General features: G+C 61.2%; 14 protein-coding genes and 1 tRNA gene. 1 reads left to right on the top strand and 14 read right to left on the bottom strand.

The genetic code is table 11. The features are described from left to right. Positions 1-227: 227 nt before the first annotated feature. Positions 228-1220: an SIS domain-containing protein gene (locus DW754_RS08650; protein ID WP_006235139.1), complete on the bottom strand. Its 993-nt coding sequence runs from the start codon at positions 1218-1220 to the stop codon at positions 228-230. Positions 1221-1425: 205 nt separating this feature from the next. Here DW754_RS08650 and DW754_RS08645 point away from each other — a divergent pair, with 205 nt between their 5' ends. Beyond that, positions 1426-2148: a GntR family transcriptional regulator gene (locus DW754_RS08645; RefSeq protein WP_117634403.1), complete on the top strand. Its 723-nt coding sequence runs from the start codon at positions 1426-1428 to the stop codon at positions 2146-2148. Positions 2149-2691: 543 nt separating this feature from the next. On the opposite strand, the gene DW754_RS08640 is transcribed toward DW754_RS08645, so the two are convergent. From DW754_RS08640 to DW754_RS08580, 13 genes are all read right to left on the bottom strand, one after another. Next, complete coding sequence (locus DW754_RS08640) at positions 2692-3282, bottom strand: GNAT family N-acetyltransferase (protein WP_117758487.1); 591 nt, start codon at positions 3280-3282, stop codon at positions 2692-2694. Between the two features lie 74 nt (positions 3283-3356). Beyond that, a complete protein-coding gene (locus DW754_RS08635; RefSeq protein ID WP_117758486.1) occupies positions 3357-4382 on the bottom strand; it encodes a low specificity L-threonine aldolase in 1026 nt (341 codons plus the stop codon). 45 nt (positions 4383-4427) lie between these two features. Beyond that, the gene (locus DW754_RS08630) at positions 4428-5291 is read right to left on the bottom strand and encodes a phosphatase PAP2 family protein (protein WP_117758485.1); all 864 of its coding nucleotides are present in this window, start codon (positions 5289-5291) and stop codon (positions 4428-4430) included. A gap of 80 nt (positions 5292-5371) precedes the next feature. After that, positions 5372-9004: a transcription-repair coupling factor gene (gene mfd, locus DW754_RS08625; protein ID WP_117758484.1), complete on the bottom strand. Its 3633-nt coding sequence runs from the start codon at positions 9002-9004 to the stop codon at positions 5372-5374. Positions 9005-9162: 158 nt separating this feature from the next. After that, the gene (gene nth, locus DW754_RS08620) at positions 9163-9828 is read right to left on the bottom strand and encodes an endonuclease III (RefSeq protein WP_117758483.1); all 666 of its coding nucleotides are present in this window, start codon (positions 9826-9828) and stop codon (positions 9163-9165) included. A gap of 63 nt (positions 9829-9891) precedes the next feature. After that, on the bottom strand, positions 9892-11694 hold the full coding sequence (locus DW754_RS08615; RefSeq protein WP_117758482.1) for an ABC transporter ATP-binding protein: 1803 nt from the start codon (positions 11692-11694) through the stop codon (positions 9892-9894). Positions 11695-11820: 126 nt separating this feature from the next. Then, positions 11821-13176: a DNA recombination protein RmuC gene (locus DW754_RS08610; RefSeq protein ID WP_117758481.1), complete on the bottom strand. Its 1356-nt coding sequence runs from the start codon at positions 13174-13176 to the stop codon at positions 11821-11823. 51 nt (positions 13177-13227) lie between these two features. Further along, positions 13228-13791 (bottom strand): transcriptional regulator, encoded by a 564-nt coding sequence (locus tag DW754_RS08605; RefSeq protein WP_117758480.1) that lies wholly within the window; start codon positions 13789-13791, stop codon positions 13228-13230. Between the two features lie 148 nt (positions 13792-13939). Beyond that, positions 13940-14374: a hypothetical protein gene (locus DW754_RS08600; RefSeq protein ID WP_117758479.1), complete on the bottom strand. Its 435-nt coding sequence runs from the start codon at positions 14372-14374 to the stop codon at positions 13940-13942. A gap of 441 nt (positions 14375-14815) precedes the next feature. Continuing rightward, positions 14816-15355 (bottom strand): rubrerythrin, encoded by a 540-nt coding sequence (gene rbr / locus DW754_RS08595; protein ID WP_055252097.1) that lies wholly within the window; start codon positions 15353-15355, stop codon positions 14816-14818. Positions 15356-15469: 114 nt separating this feature from the next. Further along, complete coding sequence (locus DW754_RS08590) at positions 15470-16375, bottom strand: adenine glycosylase (protein WP_117758478.1); 906 nt, start codon at positions 16373-16375, stop codon at positions 15470-15472. Positions 16376-16396: 21 nt separating this feature from the next. Next, positions 16397-16882 carry an Rrf2 family transcriptional regulator gene (locus tag DW754_RS08585; protein ID WP_117564951.1) on the bottom strand — a complete coding sequence of 162 codons (486 nt, stop codon included), beginning with the start codon at positions 16880-16882 and terminating at the stop codon, positions 16397-16399. 358 nt (positions 16883-17240) lie between these two features. Then, positions 17241-17318 (bottom strand) — tRNA-Asp (locus tag DW754_RS08580). Positions 17319-17506 lie beyond the last annotated feature (188 nt).

Below are 17506 nucleotides of genomic sequence, written 5' to 3'. Positions count from 1 at the left end.
TGCACCAACTTGGTGCATATGAACCTGGCCCCAATGCACCAACCCCTTAACAAACACGACGACGCCGACGTTTTGGCAACGTCAGCGAGCGCCCGTCATTTGAGCCAAGGTGCCGTGAAATGAAAAGGCGCTGACCTTCTGGTCGCGCCTTTGAAATTGAACGGCAGATTGGCCAAATGCCGGGCGCGCAGCGTCGAGCCGTTACGCCGTTCGGTAGAACGGCGTAACTAGTAGTCCAGCTTCCACATGTAGCGGCGCGTCATGTAGTCCTTGTGGGTAACGGCAGAGAGTGCACGCATGTACACGTTGTTGAGGATCGGGGCAAAGATCAGGTGGTTGAAGTACTCGCTCACGCTGTCCTTGATGTCGTTGAGGCCGAGCTCCTTGGCGTCGAGCTGATAGACGCGCTCGCCACCGTACTGGTTGACAAAGCGGATGCCGCGCTCGTCGTTGCAGCGGCTGCGGCCGACGCTGATGAGCTGGAACAGCGAGGTGCGCTTGTCCAGGATCTCGAAGGGGCCGTGAAAGAAGTCGCAGGTGTTGATGGTGCAGGAGTCGATCTGCAGCATCTCCTGCACGTTGCAGATGCTAAAGACATAGGCGGCGCCAAAGAGCGGACCCTGAGCCATGACGTTGATGCAGGGCTTGTCGGCGTTCTGCTCGGCCCACTTGGCAGCGAGCGGACGGGTGTACTCGACGGCCTTGCGATAGATGGGATCGACCAGGTCGAAGGCGGCCATAGCGGTCTCGTACTCGGCATAGCCCTCGGTCTGCTGCGTAAGCTCCATGGCGATCATGGTCACGACGGCGGAGTTGGTGCGGCCCATGCAGGACTCATCGACGGCCAGGCTGTCATACTGGATCTTGTAGTCGCAGACTTCGGTGAGGCCGGACTCGTCGACATAGATGGCGATGGTGCTGGCGCCGTGATCCTTGGCGACCTGGGCGGCGACGATGGTCTCTTTGGTGCCGCGCATGGACACGACGACGGCCAGGGTGTTCTCGTTGACGTAGGCCGGGGTGGCGTGCACGAACTCGTTGCTGGTGTAGCTGGAGCTCACGACCTGCGTGGCCTCGTGCTCCATAAAGTACTGGGCAGGATAGTTGCCGCCGTTGGATCCGCCAGCGCCGATCCACACGACGCGCTTGATGCCGCCCTTGTCCGCCTTGTCAGCCAAAACCTGGGAGACGACGTCCTTAACCTGTTCCTGAGTAGTCATCGTGCATCAGCCTTTCTTCTCGTTTGATGCTCTCGATGGCATACAAGTTACATACATGTTTTGGTTATGTCGACTAGTTGTATGCTATATTTGTCTTAGAAATTTTGCTGGTAAAGTTTTCGACAATCCATTACCAGCGGTTTTGTTGTCATGTTGGATACATGCTTGGTTCAGTAAGCATATAAGTTAGATACAGGTTATTCGCATGAGCACTTCGTCAAAAAAGAACTTGGCCCAATACGAGCGTCTGGCGGGTACGCTGCGTGACCGCATCGCCGCCGGCACCTACGCACGCGAAGACAAGCTGCCGTCCGAGATGGAACTCATGGACGAATCGGGTCTGTCGCGCAGCACCGTGCGCCACGCCCTTAAGGTGCTCGTTGATGAGGGCCTGGTGCGCACCGAGCGCGGGCGTGGCGCCTTTGTGGCCGACACGCCCGCGCTCCACGAGAACAACCTGATGTTTTCGAGCTATACCAAGCAGGTCGAAGGCCAGGGCATGAAGCCCACCACGCGCACCGTGGACTCGGGCTTTGCCAAGGCGGCCGGCAGCATAGCTAAGTTCTTTGACGCCGCCGTGGGCAGCAAGCTCGTCAAACTTGTCCGTCTGCGTTATCTGGACGATGCGCCGCTGTGCCTGGAGACCACCTATCTGCCGCCAAGCTTCGAGGCACTCATCGACCGCGATATCAACGGTTCGCTCTACGCCACGCTGCGCCAAGAATTCCATCGCGCGCCGGCACAGGGGCACAAGACCTTTGAGGTGTGCTATGCCTCGCAAAACGAGGCGTTTTTGCTCAACGTCGAGCGCGGGCAGGCGCTGATCCTGATCACCGACTACGTCTACGACACCGACGGCCGCCCGCTGCACATCTCCAAGCGCATCCAACGCACCGACCGCGCCAAATACACCGAGCCCATCGGCTAGCGCGCCAAACCAGGCAAAATGCACCTAATATACGTTTTACCTGCGGTTTTTATAAAATCTCAAACCAGCATGGCGCAAATGCCAGCATCGCCTGGCAACGCACGCCGTCCAAGCTCAACTGTTCCTGTCCAGAATATCCAGCACCGTAAACCTAAGTGAGTAGACTTTTCGCGATCTGCCGAGCACACCCAAAACAGCCATCTCTGTGACCTGCGGTTTTAGTAAGGCAGATGCGCTTTGTGCTCGCCCTGCGCCAAAAAGTCTACTCACTTAGCTCGCAAGGCGTCCCGAGGGGACGATTCAGGTCAAAATAGCATACGAACGCCGTGCTTCTTGCGGCGATTTGATGCCACAAGACAGCCAAAAACCTGCCAAAAAGGGACAGGTCTAGTTTGGTCGGTTTTATCTGGAGCTTTGCTGCATCCGCAGGTCAATCGCCTTGGTCATACACACCCAAAACAAAAGCCGCCGCGAAGGTATCCGCATCCTTCGCAGCGGCTTGCAACGTTTGCCCAGATAAAACCTGCCAAAATAAACCTGTCCCTAAATGGCAGGTTTGGGGAGGTCGGGGAACCAGGTCGGCTTGGGTTGGTTGGGTGTGCGCTCGGCTAGGACCAGCTCCATCCAGCACATGTCGTACCAGCGGCCGAACTTTTGGGCGCAGCGATCGAAGGCGCCCACCAAACGGTAGCCCATATGGGCATGGAAATCCTGACTGTTGTGCGTCAGATACTCGTCGTCATTGTCGTGCGGCACGGCAATGAGCGCGCACATGTTGGTGATGCCCATCGCGACCAGGCATTGCTTGAGCGCATCGTGCAGCTTGCGGCCCAGCCCGCCGTGGCGCACATCGCGCGCCAGGTAGATCGAGGTCTCAACCGACCAGTCATAGGCCTCGCGGCTGTTGAGCGGACTCACATAGGCATAACCTACCGGACGCCCGTCCAGCTCCATCACCAGATACGGATAGCGCTTGAGCGTGCGCTCGATGCGCCCGGCGAACTCCTCAACGCTCGGCACCTCGTATTCGCAGGTAATCGCCGTCTGGCGCACATACGGCTCATAGATGGCAAGCAATGCCGGCGCATCATCGGGCGTCGCCAGGCGAATCGTCGGCTCGGACATCTTGGCCATACAGCCCCTCTCAAAAGCAAAGGCCGCCTTGCGCCAAACCCAGGCGCAAGGCGGCCCCTCGTCATTACATCAACCTACAGGACAGCCGCCAGCGCGTCGATGTCCTCCTGTGTCGTGGCCCAGCTGGTGCAAAAGCGCACCACGGTGTGGGTCTCGTCGTACTTTTCCCAGTACTCGATCGAAGCATGCTCGCGAATGCGGGCCATGTCCTCGTTGGGCAAAATCACAAACTGCTGGTTGGTGGGCGTCTCCAAGAAGAACTGGTAGCCGCGCTCATGCAGCACGCGACGAAGCGCCTGCGCCGTCTCAATCGCCTGGCGGCCAATCTCAAAATACAGGCCGTCGGTAAAGAGCGCCTCAAACTGAACGCCCGTCAGACGGCCCTTGGCCAGCAGCGCTCCGTGCTGCTTAATGCGCGGAATGGGGTGTGCCGGAGCGTGCATGCCGCAAAACACCACGGCCTCGCCGCAAAGCGCGCCGCACTTGGTGCCGCCAATGTAGAACACGTCGCACAGCTGCGCCAGCTCGGGCAGGGTAATGTCGCACTCATCGGCCGCCAGCGCATAGGCCAGACGGGCGCCATCCACAAACAGCGGAATCTGGCGCTTCTGGCACACCGCATGAATCGCCGCAAGCTCGGCGGCGGAGTACAGCGTGCCGTACTCGGTCGATAGGCTCACGTACACGGCACCTGGGAACACCGTGTGCTCGTAGCTCTCGTTTTCGTAAAACACCTGGATATAGCTGTCGAGATCCTCGGCATGCATCTTGCCCTCGTAGCCGGGAATGGTAAGCACCTTGTGGCCGCCAAACTCGATGGCACCCGCCTCGTGGCAGGCAACGTGGCCGGTCTCGGCTGCAACGACGCCCTCGTAGGGCGCAAGCAGCATGTCAATCACCGTCGCGTTGGCCTGTGTGCCGCCCACCAGAAAAAACACGTCGGCATCGGGTACCTGACAGGCCTCACGAATGAGCTGCTTGGCACGCTCGGTGTGCGCATCGGTACCGTAGCCGGGCTGCGGCTCCATGTTGGTATCGACGAGCGCCTGCAGCACTGCCGGATGAGCACCGTGGGAATAGTCGTTGTTGAACGCGAGCATGGCAATCCTCTCTAGCCGGGCATGGGCCCGATGATTTAAACGCCGCTATTGTACGCCGCCCGGATAGGCAATGCGCGCGGCAAGGCACTCAAGTGCCAGCACCAGGGCAAAGCCGCAGCTCACGTCAGTCAAAAAGTGCGCACCGATCACAATGCGGCCAAAGGCGACGAGCGCCGCAACCGCAGCCGCCGTCCAAAAGACCACGCGACGGCGCGACGGCTTTTCCTTAAAGGACGCCGCAGGAAGCCCGGCAAGCATAATACCGATCGCCGCGTGCGCCGTGTGTCCGCTCGCAAACGACTTAAAGCCGTCCTTGATCACGCCGGCGGCGATATAGGCCCACTTGTCGGGGTTGCCGATCACCCACCACGGCTGAAAATCGAGTCCCTGCGTCACCTCGATCACGCGCATGCGCGGGCGCGACCACAGCGGCTTGACGATCACGTTGAGGATAATGACCTGAGCGACCCACACGGCAAGCACCATCAACGCCCAGCGCGTAAGCTCGTCGGGCTCGGTCGTGCGCGTGAGGCGATAGGCGATGAGGTTGGCGACGATGACCAGCACAAACGTCAGCACCAACTGAAACGCGATGAGTTTGCCGCCAACCTTCAGAGACGAAACGATCTCATAGCCGGCCAGGCCAACGTTGACAAGGACGCCGAGCACGGCGAGCCATTTGCTCCCTCTGGAATCGGGACGCACCGCGCGCACGAGCATAACGCCCGCAACGCTCGCCGTCAGCTCAAACGGCAGCTCGCCGGCGGCCTCGATAAAGCGACCGTACATGCTGCCGATGTTGAACAGCGCGCTCGAGATCTGATAATCGAAGAAGCTGCCCACGCCCAGACAAAGGCACAGGACGACCGCGATCATGGCGACATCTTTCTTATAGATGTATCCGAACATGCTTTCCTTTCGATGGGGCTGAAATCAATCTGCGAGATGGCGGGGCAAAGATGACTTCGTCCCGCCACGTCCCCTACTTGTTAGTCGTCGTCACTAGCGCCCAACTGCTGCAGCAGCATGAGCGCCGCGGCCACGGGGCCGGTGCCGTCGTTGGCATCGAGGCCACGGCCCAAGCCGCTGCCCGCACCGGCGCCCGCCTTGTAGGGCACCGACAGCTTGCGGCTCTTGGGGAAGCTCACCGCGCCATAGCGGGTCTTAAGCTCAAAGGCCACCTTCTTGGGCACGTCGACGCCCAAAAACGTGATGCGACCGCCGCTGAGCGTGACGCTCTCGAGCCCCAGGCGCTCGCCGCGAATACGGATGCGCGCGCGGTTGAACAGGTTGAGCCCTGCCAACGGCAGCTCGCCATGCGCGGCCTCGGTCTCTTCCTGCACCTCATCGATGCTCTCCAAGTCCTCGGCCGCTGCGAGCTTACGGTACACGAGCACGCGCTGATCCACCGCCGGCAGGTACTCCTCGGACAAGAAGTAATCGGCCGGCAGGTTAATGCCCACGCTCGCCGCCTCCACGCCGGCGTCGTCGTCGCCGCGCGCCTCGGCCACGGCCTGGCCCAGCATCTGTGTAAACAGGTCAAAGCCCACGCTCGACAGATTGCCGTGCTGCTCGGCGCCCATAAGCGAGCCGGCGCCACGAATCTCCAGGTCGCGCATGGCGATGCGCATGCCGCTGCCCAGGTCCTGGAACTCGGAAAGTGCAGTCAGGCGCGCCGTGGCCTCCTCGGTGAGAGGCAGCTCGCCCGGGAACATAAAGTACGCGTAGGCCTGCGTGGCCGAGCGGCCCACACGACCCTTGAGCTGGTAGAGCTGCGCCAGGCCCAGACGCTGCGAATCCTCGATGATGAGCGTGTTGGCGGTCGCGTTGTCGATGCCGCTCTCCACGATGGTCGTGGCGATGAGCACGTCAATCTTTTTGGTCGCGAACTCGATCATCACGTCCTCGACCTCGCGCGGGCTCATCTTGCCGTGCGCCACGCCCACGCGCGCCTCGGGCGCGGCCTCGTGCACGCGCGCCACGGCATCGTCGATGGTCTTGACGCGGTTGGACACGTAATACACCTGACCGCCGCGACCCACCTCCAGACGGATCGCCGCACTCACCACGTCGGGGTCGTACTCCCCCACGTGCACGATCACGGGACGACGCCCAGTCGGCGGCGTCGTAATCAGGCTCATGTCGCGCACGCCGCTCGTGGCCATCTGCATGGTTCGCGGAATCGGCGTTGCCGAAAGCGTGAGCACGTCAATCTGCTCGCGCAGGTTCTTGAGCTGCTCCTTGTGCTGCACGCCAAAGCGCTGCTCTTCGTCGATGATCACCATGCCCAGGTTCTTGGGGTTCACGTCGGCCGAAAGCAGACGGTGCGTGCCGATGAGCACATCAATCGTGCCCTCGGCAAACGCCTTAAGCGCGCGCTTTTGCTGCGCCGGGGTGCGAAAGCGGCTGAGCACCTCGACCTCCAGGCCAAACGGGGCAAACCGCTCAAAGAAGGTCTCGTAGTGCTGTTGGGCCAGAATGGTCGTGGGGCAGAGCACCATGACCTGGCGGCCGGAGTCCACGCACTTAAACGCCGCACGCAGGGCGACCTCGGTCTTGCCGAAACCCACGTCGCCGCAGAGCAGGCGATCCATGGGCTTGGGCGCCTCCATGTCGGCCTTGATGTCGGCGATAGCCTCCAGCTGGTCGCGCGTCTCGTCGTAGGGGAAGCTCTCCTCCATCTCGATCTGCTCGGGCGTATCGGGCGGACAGGCGATACCGGTAATCGACGAGCGGCGCGTATACAGGTCGACCAGGTCAAACGCCAGCTTTTTGGCGTTCTTGCGCGCCTTGTTGGTGGCACGCGTCCAGTCGGCGGTATTGAGCCTGGTCAGGCGCGGCTTGTCGCCGTCGGGGCCAACGTAGCGCGTGATGCGGTCGACCTGCTCGAGCGGCACGTAGAGCTTGTCGCCGTCGGCATATTCCAGCAAAAAGTAGTCGCGTTCCTTGCCGCCCACTTCCTGGCGCGCGATCTCGCTAAAGAGCGCGATGCCATGCGTTGCGTGCACCACGTAGTCGCCCGGCTTAAACGGGAAGGTGATCTGCGTAATGTCAACCTTGCGGCGGCTGCGCGCGCGGTTGGCATCCATGCGGGCATTGAGGTCGGCGATCGAGAACACGGCCAAATTGGCGTCGGGCACCACCACGCCCTGCGGCAGGGCAGCGTCGACAAAGGTCACGCGCCCGCGCGAGATGGTGGGCACGGCGGCGCCGGCGGCAGCCTGCGCGGCGCCTGCCTCGAGCGAGCGGGCGTTGAGCGCGTCGGCCTTACGCTCGCGAATGGAAGCATGGGCCTCCTGACGGGCAGCACGGTCGGCAGAATCCGCCGCCGCCACGCGCACACGGTCGCCAATAGCGCCCGCGTTTTCGGGCGCGGCCGTCAGCGACTCCTCAAAGGTAATACCCTCATCGCCAAAGGTGAGCTCCATCGACTCGCGTGCACCGCGGTCGGGGATGGCAAACACGCAGGCATAGCGCTTGCCCACGACCTCCTGGATGCGCGTCATAAAGCGATTGTCCGAGCCCGCGATGGCCGGCTGCTCAATCTTGAGCTCTGCCGTCACCGCACCACCGGCACGAATCAAGCTCACGTAGTTCAAGCGCTGCTGGGCACCAAAGTCGAGCTGCTGGGCGCGCACGTACAGACCGTCCAAGCGGTCAATCCCCGCCTCGCCGGCGCGTGCCTCGATATCCTCGTAGGCGCGCAGGCAGTCGTCGAACAGCGAGCGCGGCTCGGACAGCACCACGAGCGCCTGGCCGCTCACATGCGACAGCGGGCTCACGGTCTGGCCGTACATCACCGGCAAAAAGCGGTCGAGCTCGGGCGTGACGATGCGTGCATCCACCATCTCGAGCAGCGCCGCCAGCTTACTGTCGTCCTGGCTGGCGCGGTAGAGCGCCACGTGCATGTTGTGAACGGCCTCGTCGGTGAGCGCCAGCTCGCGGCAGGGGAAGATTTCGATGCTGTCCTCGTTGCCGATAGTTTGGCCCGTGGAGCTCACCATACGGCGGATGCGGTCAATCTCGTCGCCGAAAAACTCAATGCGCACGGGCGCCTTTTCCTGCGCGGGAAATACCTCGACGGTGTCGCCATGCACGCGGAACAGGCCGGGCGCGTCGGCGGCACCGGCATTGGTATAGCCCATGCCCACCAGGCGCTGCGGCACCTCGTCAAAAGGGATCTCCTCGCCCACCGCAAAGGTCGTGGACTCCCAGTAGCGGCTCTCGACTGGCGGCACGCAACGCAGCAACGCGCGGGCCGAGGCAACCATAATGCAGTTGTCACCGCGCACGATGCGTCCCAGGGCCTCGCAGCGCTGCGCCACCACGGCATCGTCGGGCGCCTGCTCGCGCCACGGGTAGTCCTTGCGCTCGGGAAAGCGGCACACGTGCGCCAGGCCCACATAGGCGGCCAGGCTGCGCGCGGCGCGATCGGCAGCGTCCTCGCCGCTCACGATATAGACCGTGGGACGCGGACGGCGCGCAAACTGGGCGGCCGCCATAAGCGTGCGACCCGACTGCGACACGGCCAACGTCACGTCCTCGCCGGCATCGAGTCCGGCCTCGACGGTCTGCAGTGCCTCGGCAGTGTAGAGCTGCGCGGCTATACGGTGAATGAGCATGCTGTTCCTCCGGCATCGCAACGCCAAAAGCCCGCCGGGGCAAGCTCGGCGGGTCGTACGTCAAAGATCATTGTTTGTCATGGTAGCGCATGGAGAGGACTCCTGCTCAAGGGCAAACCCGGCCCTGCAAAAAACGCCAGACGAAGATGCATTCCGCCCTACCCCGCTACGCGCACGCTGGGGCACAAATCTGCCAGCGGACACTCGTCGCACTTGGGTTTGCGGGCATCGCAGATTTCGCGACCGAAGGTGATCCACTGATGGTTGACCGACTCCCAATACTCGTGCGGCAAAATCTTGAGCAAATCCTGCTCGGTCTTGAGCGGCTCCTTGGCATGCGTCCTGGGACTCAACATCAGGCGGTGCGCAATGCGGTTGACGTGCGTGTCCACCGCAATGCCCTCCACGATGCCATACCCCACGTTGAGCACGATGTTCGCCGTCTTGCGTCCCACGCCCGGCAGCTTTACAAGCTCCTTCATGTCGGCCGGCACCTCGCCGCCATAGTCGGCGACGATCATCTGCGCGGCCTCGACGGCATGCTTGGCTTTGCTCTTGTAGAAGCCAAGTGACTTGATGGTGTCTGCCACGTCAGCCACGCTCGCCCCGGCCATGGCCTCGGGCGTGGGCCACTGGGCAAACAGCCGCGGCGTCACCTTGTTGACCTGCGCGTCGGTCGTTTGCGCCGAGAGTAGCACCGCGATCAGCAGGCGGAAGGGATTCTCGTGGTCCAAAAAGCACTCGACTGGGCCATAGCGACGGTTGAGGCGCTCGCACACCTCGATAGCGCGCTCGCGCTTGGCGGCATTGGTCTCGCGTGGCATAACGACTCCTCGGCTCAACGGCACAATCAACTTATGGGCACAATTGTCCCACGTCCGAGACGCTTACGCCTCCAAGAATGCGCCGGTCTGACGGCTCCACAGGCTCGCGTACTCGCCACCCGCCTCGACGAGCTGCGCATGCGTGCCGTCCTCGACAATCTCACCATCGGCCAGCACCACAATGCGGTCGAGCGCCGCCACGGTGGACAGGCGGTGCGCCACCACAATGGAGGTGCGCCCGCGCATCAGGTTCTCGAGCGCCTCCTGCACCAGCGCCTCGGACTCGCTGTCCAGGGCAGAGGTCGCCTCGTCGAGCACTAGAATCGGCGCGTCGGTTAGGATGGCGCGGGCGATAGCCACGCGCTGACGCTGGCCGCCCGAGAGCTTGACGCCGCGCTCACCCACCATGGTGTCAAAGCCACGGGGCAATCGGTCGATAAACTCCAGGGCATTGGCCAGGCGCGCGGCTTCGCGAATCTGCTCATCAGTGGCGTTGGGACGACCGTAGGCAATGTTTTCGCGAATGGAGCGGTGGAACAGCAGCGCCTCCTGCGGCACGTAGGCAACCTGGCGGCGCAGGCTTTGCTGCGTGCAGCGCGAGACATCCTGACCGTCCACGAGCACGCGGCCGCCCTGGACATCGTCCAGGCGCAGCAGCAGCTTGGTGAGCGTCGTCTTACCCGAGCCCGATTTGCCCACCAGGCCCACGCGCTGGCCCGCCGCCACATGAAGTGTCAGGTCATCGAACACGTTCTCGCCCGCCGCAGCGTCACGGTACGCAAAGCTCAGGTGCTCAAAATCAATCGCGCCCTCGGTTACTTTGAGCTCAGGGGCGTCCGGGTCGTCTGCCACCAAACGTGGCTCGTCCAGCACGCGCGTCATCTCTGCCGCATCGCCCAAAGCGCGGTTGATACGCTGCATCATGGAACTCACGTAGTTCAGGCGCATGGTGAGGTTATAGGTGTAGGTAAAGATCATGACGAGCGAGCCCGCCGAGATGCCAAACCACGCGTTGCCGCCCGCCACGAACACACTCACCACGGCCATGGTGATGACGATAAGGCCCGAGGTCGTAAAGTTGCGCTGCATCATGGCGTGCATCGAGACCGTCTCGGCGTCGCGCGCGGCACGATCGGCGGCGTCGAACAGATCGCGTTCGAAGTCCTCGCGCCCGCAGGTCTTGACGGCCAAGATGTTCGTGACCGCGTCGGAGAGCACGCCCGAGAGCTTGTTCTGCGCGGCGGACGTCGCGGCCGAAAGCGGCATGATGCGCTTGTACATAAGCCAGACAAACGCAATGTAGACGACCATGATGCACACCAGGATCACGGTAAATGTGGGCACCACCGGAGCGAGCGCCGCCACCGTGCAAATGACCGAGGTGATAGTGGGGATGAGCGAATACACCGTCACGTCCACCAGACCCGTGTAGCCGCTCATAAAACGGCTCGTCTGGCTCACGAGCGATCCGCCAAAGCGGCTGGTGTGGAATGTCATGGATTGATTGGAGAGCGTGTCAAAGCACAGGCGCGCCAGGTGATAGTTGCCCGCAATCTCGAGCTTGTAGACGGTGTAGTCCTGTAGCTTGGAGAGGATCTGGCCCACCAGGTTAACGAGTACGAGCGCCAGAATGTAAGGGCCAAAGACCTCAAACACCTGGTCGCCCGCCACGGGGCCGGCTTGGACGCGGTCGACGATGAGGGCCATAACGTAGGTGTTGGCAAACGTGAGCAAAAAGATGTAGCCCGCCGACGAGAACACCGAGAGAAAGACAATCAGCGGCTGTGTGCGCGTGACACCCCAAAACCGCCGCAGCGTGCGGCGCACAGTGGAGCGTTTGAGCGGACTGGTGCTTCTCTGAGACATGGGCTTCCTTTCGCGTCTGATAGGGCGAAACGCCATTGTTGCACATTGAAGCGCACTTCAGGCAAGCACGATGCGAAAAGCAGCGGGGCACCCGCGTTTACACCGGCGCCCCGCCGTCAGATGCAGCTAGTCCTCGTCTTTTTGGCCTGCGAGCAGCTCCGCGGATGTGAGCCCCAAAATCTCATCGGCTTGGTCGGCATCCTCCAGCGCGTCGATGTCCTTGAGCTTGCGCTCCATGACGTTGGTGCGCGTGGTAATGATGCCCTCGACCGTTTTGCCCGCGGTCTCGATCTGCTGCTGGGCGCGGCGCAGCGCCGCCTGATAGCGCGGCAGCTCGGCCTTGACGGCGGAGAGCACGCGCAGCACGTCGTCGGTACGTTTTTGCAGCCTAAACGTCTGGTAGCTCATCTGCAGGCTGTTGAGAATGGCGGCCATGGTGCTGGGACCGGCTACGTTGACGTGATAGTCGCGGCCCAGGATCTCGATAAGCCCGGGGCGGCTGACGATCTCGGCGTACAGCCCCTCAAACGGCACGAACATGATGCCAAAGTTGGTCGTTGCCGGCACACTCAGGTACTTTTCGCAGATGTCCTTGGCCTCGCGCTTGACCATGGTGTCGAGCGTCTTGCGCGCAGCCGCCACGGTCTCCGCATCGCCCGACTCCTGCGCGTCGAGCAGATGCTCGTACGCATCACCCGGGAATTTGGAGTCAATCGGCAGCAGCACGGGGTCGCCCTCGTCTACCGGCAGCTTGACGGCAAACTCAACACGCTCCGAGGCGCCGGGCTTGGTGGCAACGTTTTCCAGATACTGGTCGGGCGTAAGGATGTCCGCCAGGATCGCGCCCAGCTGCACCTCGCCCAAAATGCCACGCGCCTTCACATTGCCCAGCACGCGTTTAAGGTCGCCCACGCCGGTGGCGATAGACTGCATGTCGCCCAGGCCCTTGTACACGGCCTCGAGCTGGTCGCTCACCTGCTTAAACGATGCCGACAGTCGGTCGTTGAGCGTGCGAGAGAGCTTCTCGTCCACCGTCGCACGCATTTGGTCGAGCTGCACGTTGTTGTCTTTGCGGATGGCGCCCAGCTGAGCATCGACCGTCTCGCGCACCTTGTCCAGGCGATGCTCGATGCCTTCGCGGTTGGCGCCAAGCTGTTGGGCCGTCTCGCGGCGCAGGTCATCCATACGGTCGCCGGCCTGCGAGAACTCGCGCGCAATGGTCAGGTAGCGCTGCTGCTCTACGGCGGCATCGGTCGTCTGCTGCTGCGCGATGGCATTTGCCGTGCGGCGGGTTTCGGCCAACGCGACGTTCAGGGTGTCGAGCGTGCTGTTGGCCTGCTCGAGCGCTACCAGCGTTTCCGCGCTACTGTCGCCACGCTCCCGCAGCTCGGCACGCAGGCTCTTGAGCTGGAGGGCGCAAGCCACAGCAACCCCCACCGCCACCAAGGCAATCACAACAAGCGCAATATCAATAGCAGACATAAACTCCGCCCAACAAACCCAATCGAGCACCAATCAAAACCGCGATCAATCTTACCCCGCCACACGCACCGGGCGGCCGGCCCCTTCTTGGGTGCCCCTCTCCTCCGCATATTCCATAATGCGACGCGCCGTCTCCCTGCTCACCTTTGAGTCATCGCCGGCCAAGTATGCGTATACGTTTCCCTTATTCAGATTCAAATCGCGGCAGAGACCGTAGCGCGTTACGCCCGATTCCCCTAGCGCCCCCAATGTTCTTTTTCGCATCAGGGCGTTGATCCTTCTGTCCGCCACTGGCTTTTCCTTCACCGCTCTATACGCACGCCAAACGTTGGCATAACGGTTAGGGAGCTCACTTTTGGCGCATAGAGACGCCATGCCACCCGCTTGATCGTACAAGGACAAAACGCCTCGGTAATCCTCTTCCATCCACGAGCCCTCGGATAAACCCAGAACGTATTCGGCTTTTCCTTGCGCCAAAGCGAGCAAAAACAGAGGCTCCGCCACGCGCGGCGCAACCGTCGTCGCCTGCTCAACCAGTTTTCTAAAACTCAGCGACTGCTGTCCGGATAGCTCCCGGCAATAGCCTTTCAAAAATCCCTCAAAAGTCAGATTCAACCGAGCACCTCCTTTTTGTATTACCTGTATCCCTTATTATTATTCATCTTCAATAATACTATTCAGTCGCACGACAGAACCCACAGGATGCAAGGATTCCACTCGTGGCGATAATCCCTACACCCTAGAAGTCCTAATGCGACAAACGCTAGCTCTCCCAGCCGGCGCGGATGGTTGTTATGACGTCATCTAGGCGCTGGCCCAGGGCCGCTAGATGTTTGAGCACCTCGTTGGGCGATGCACCGTTGAGGATGCACGTGAGGGCATACGACGCCAGAAAGATGGCCGCAAGCCCCAACGGGATGAGCACGATCATCGCCAACGTACGCAGGCGCTGGGCCCAGCGACGGCGACGCGCACGATGCTTGTCGAACGCGAGCTCCTGCGCATATGAATCTTGCTGTACGGAATAGGCCTCTGGCGCCGATTCACACCCGGGCACAGCTGCAGGTACAGCAGCGGGCACGACGTTTTGCACGGGCGCCTGGTTGGCAACCCCTTGCATTTGCATCTCCATGAGTCGTTGCTGCTGACGCAGCATGCGCTCAGCTTGTTGCTGCGGAGTCTCAAGAAACAGATCCATGCTGGCCTCCAAAATCGGAGCATTCGACGCTTACGACCAGCATCCCGCACCGCCATGACCGCGACAACGCAATCGCCGGCAATAGCCACAAAGTTTCTTTTGCTCAAAAGCTGTCGAAAAGCTCAACAACTCCCCTACCAGCACTTTCTCTGAGCTTTTTTCGCCAACAATCTTTTGGCCTTCCACCCTTACGCCAACTGACCAAAATCTAACCAATAGCTTGACGAAAATTGTGGAGACCGGGACCCCACAAAAACGTGCCGCCCCAAAAAGGGGCGGCACACAACCTTTTTTATCAGCTTTTCTGTATCGAGCACGCGACGACCCAACGCCGGAGCGCAAGGCGGGGAAATACCTTTGCCTCGCGCGACTCTGCGAAGCCGTGAGCGAGAGGGAAAGGTATTTCCCCGCCCTGCGCTCCGCAGCAGCCAGCGCCAAGCGCTAGTAGTTCACCACCTGCTCCTCAAAGTACGCCTTGGGGTGGTTGCACACCGGGCACACCTCAGGCGCCTCGGCACCCACATGCAGGTGCCCGCAGTTCAGGCACTTCCACACCTTTACGCCCTCACGCTCAAACACCTCGCCCGACTCGATACGCTCGACGAGCTTGTTGTAGCGCTCCTCGTGGGCCTTCTCGACGGCGGCGACACCACGGAACTTTGCGGCAATCTCGGCAAAGCCCTCTTCCTCGGCGGTCTTGGCAAACTCGTCGTACATCGTGGTCCACTCGTAGTTCTCACCCGCGGCGGCATCGCGCAGATTGTCCAGGGTATCGGGGACGGCGCCATCGTGCAGATACTTAAACCACAGTTTGGCGTGCTCGGACTCGTTGCCAGCCGTCTCGGCAAAGATGTTCGAGATCTGAACGTAGCCGTCCTTCTTTGCCTTGGAGGCATAGTAGCGATACTTGGTGTGTGCCTGGGACTCACCAGCAAAAGCGGTCTCGAGGTTCTTCTTGGTTTGGGAATTCTCAAAATCCATAGGTGTACTTCCCTTCAACGCATGCCGCCCGTAGGCTTCGAGCGGCCTCGTCTTTAGGATGCCCTCATGTCGGAAATCTAAACCTTACAATCCTGTTCTTCAGATTTGCACGGGCTAGATGCTCAGCCAGCGATCGCCCTCGGCTCGGCAAAAGCCCTCACGCTCCAGGTCGGCCAGAATGCCCGCGACAAGCTCGCGCTCGACCGGCCCGCGCCCAGCCGCCGCTTCCATATCGTTAACGCCCACCACGGCATCAGCAAGCGTAATCCCCGCCGGTTGGCCATCGCGCGCTGCCAGCAACATGCGCACGATATGCGCGCGCTTTTGGCGACGTGAGCCCTCAAACTTTGATTGACGGCTATAGCCCGCCGAGCGCCTGGACGGATTGGGCAACGTCTTTTTTAGATATGCGCCGTAATCCAGCAACGCGTAATACCACGCGCGCGGCGTGTCGGCATCATCGAGCGGCACGGCAAAGGGAGCGATCTCGTCGGTCGCCGCACCGGGGGCCGCCGGACAGGCCGCCTGAATCAGCGGCACCAGCTCGCGGTCGGGAACAGCCGGTACATCGGGAAAGAAGTGATGCAGAAAGACCGTGCGCACGTTGGTCTCCAGATACACGCCTGGAAGGTCAAACGCAAACGACCGGATACCTTGCGCCGTTGCCGGGCCAATACCAGGCAGAGCGACCAAGTCACGCGTCTCACGCGGAAACTCATCGTCCCAGTCCTCCACAACGCGCTGAGCGGCCTTGTGGAGCGCCAGAGCGCGTCGGTTGTAGCCCATGCCCTGCCAAGCGTCCAAAACATCGGAAGGCGCGGCTTGGGCAAGCGCCTGCACGGTCGGAAAGCGATCGAGCCACGCCGGCATACGCGTCTCCACGCGTGGCACCTGTGTTTGCTGCAACATGACCTCGGAAAGCCAAATGATGTACGGATCGCGCGTGCGGCGCCACGGAAGGTCGCGATAACGCAGGACCCCTTCCGAACGAATCATCGAACGAAAGGGGTCCTGAATCATATCTATGCTCCTTATGCGGCGCTATTCCTCCCGGCATGTATACGCACAGGTGGCGTACTCGGGAAACGCTTCGCGGTCGGCGAACTTGGGATCGACGGCCGGGAACTGGCGGTGAGCGACGATGTCGCCGAGCGAAACGGAATCGAGGTAGTCGCGCATCAATGCTTGAGCTCCGGCCCACAGGGGATGATAGCAGCACGTGCCCATGCGCGCACAGTCGCCATCGGGTGCGGTGCAATCATTCATAACCATAGGGCCCTGAACGGCCTCGACGACCTGACGAATGGTAACGTCGTCCGGACTGACCTTGAGACGCATGCCACCGTGGACGCCACGCAGGCTCTCCACAATACCGGCCTGGACCAAACCGTGCTGAATCGAGCGGGCAAACGAATACGGGACATTGACCTCTTCGGCAGCGGTGCGAACAGAAAGCAAACGCTCCGGATCCTCGGCAAGCATCGCCAACATACGAAGGGCGTAATCAGTCTTCCTCGATATGTCCATTTTTCCCCTTTCAAGGAATACGAACAGCTCGAACGAGCTCCGGGGCCGAGCTTGTGTCGAGACGCTAAATGACCGCAGGACATCCAAATGGTAAATCGGATATCCACTGAATGCCGCGCTTGGAGCGAAATGCATCAGATGCGGCCCACAGTGCAATTTAGTATAACCTAACCCCCTGCTTCGTTGAACAGGTGTTGCGCAACAAAGCTGTTGTTTAGACAGATATGCTTATTAGATTTTACTTGCGTTCCCGAAGGGGCGGGGATTCTGGGCGAAGATGCGCCAGGGCGATCGTTCTATCGAAACAAAGTGCATCAAACGCAAAAAGCCACGTCCGAAGACGTGGCTTTAATTGCGTTGGCGGGAAGTACGGGGCTCGAACCCGCGACCTCCGACGTGACAGGCCGGCGCTCTAACCAAACTGAGCTAACTCCCCAGGCAGACGTTCGCGTTTGTTTCCGCTCGCGTGCGCTGCGGGGATTAGTATACACAGAAGTCTGTCCGGCGCGCAACAACTTTTTTGAAAAAATTTTTGGGGCCATCCGGGAGGGTCTCCGGGGCTGGGGGCGGGGGTTAAGTTTGCTGCTCTACAGTCCTGCGCAAGACGGAAAGCACATTAAGTGC

The sequence above is a fragment of the Collinsella sp. AM29-10AC genome (genome assembly GCF_003469085.1).
Classification (GTDB): domain Bacteria; phylum Actinomycetota; class Coriobacteriia; order Coriobacteriales; family Coriobacteriaceae; genus Collinsella.
This window is presented reverse-complemented; position numbering and strand designations above follow the sequence as displayed.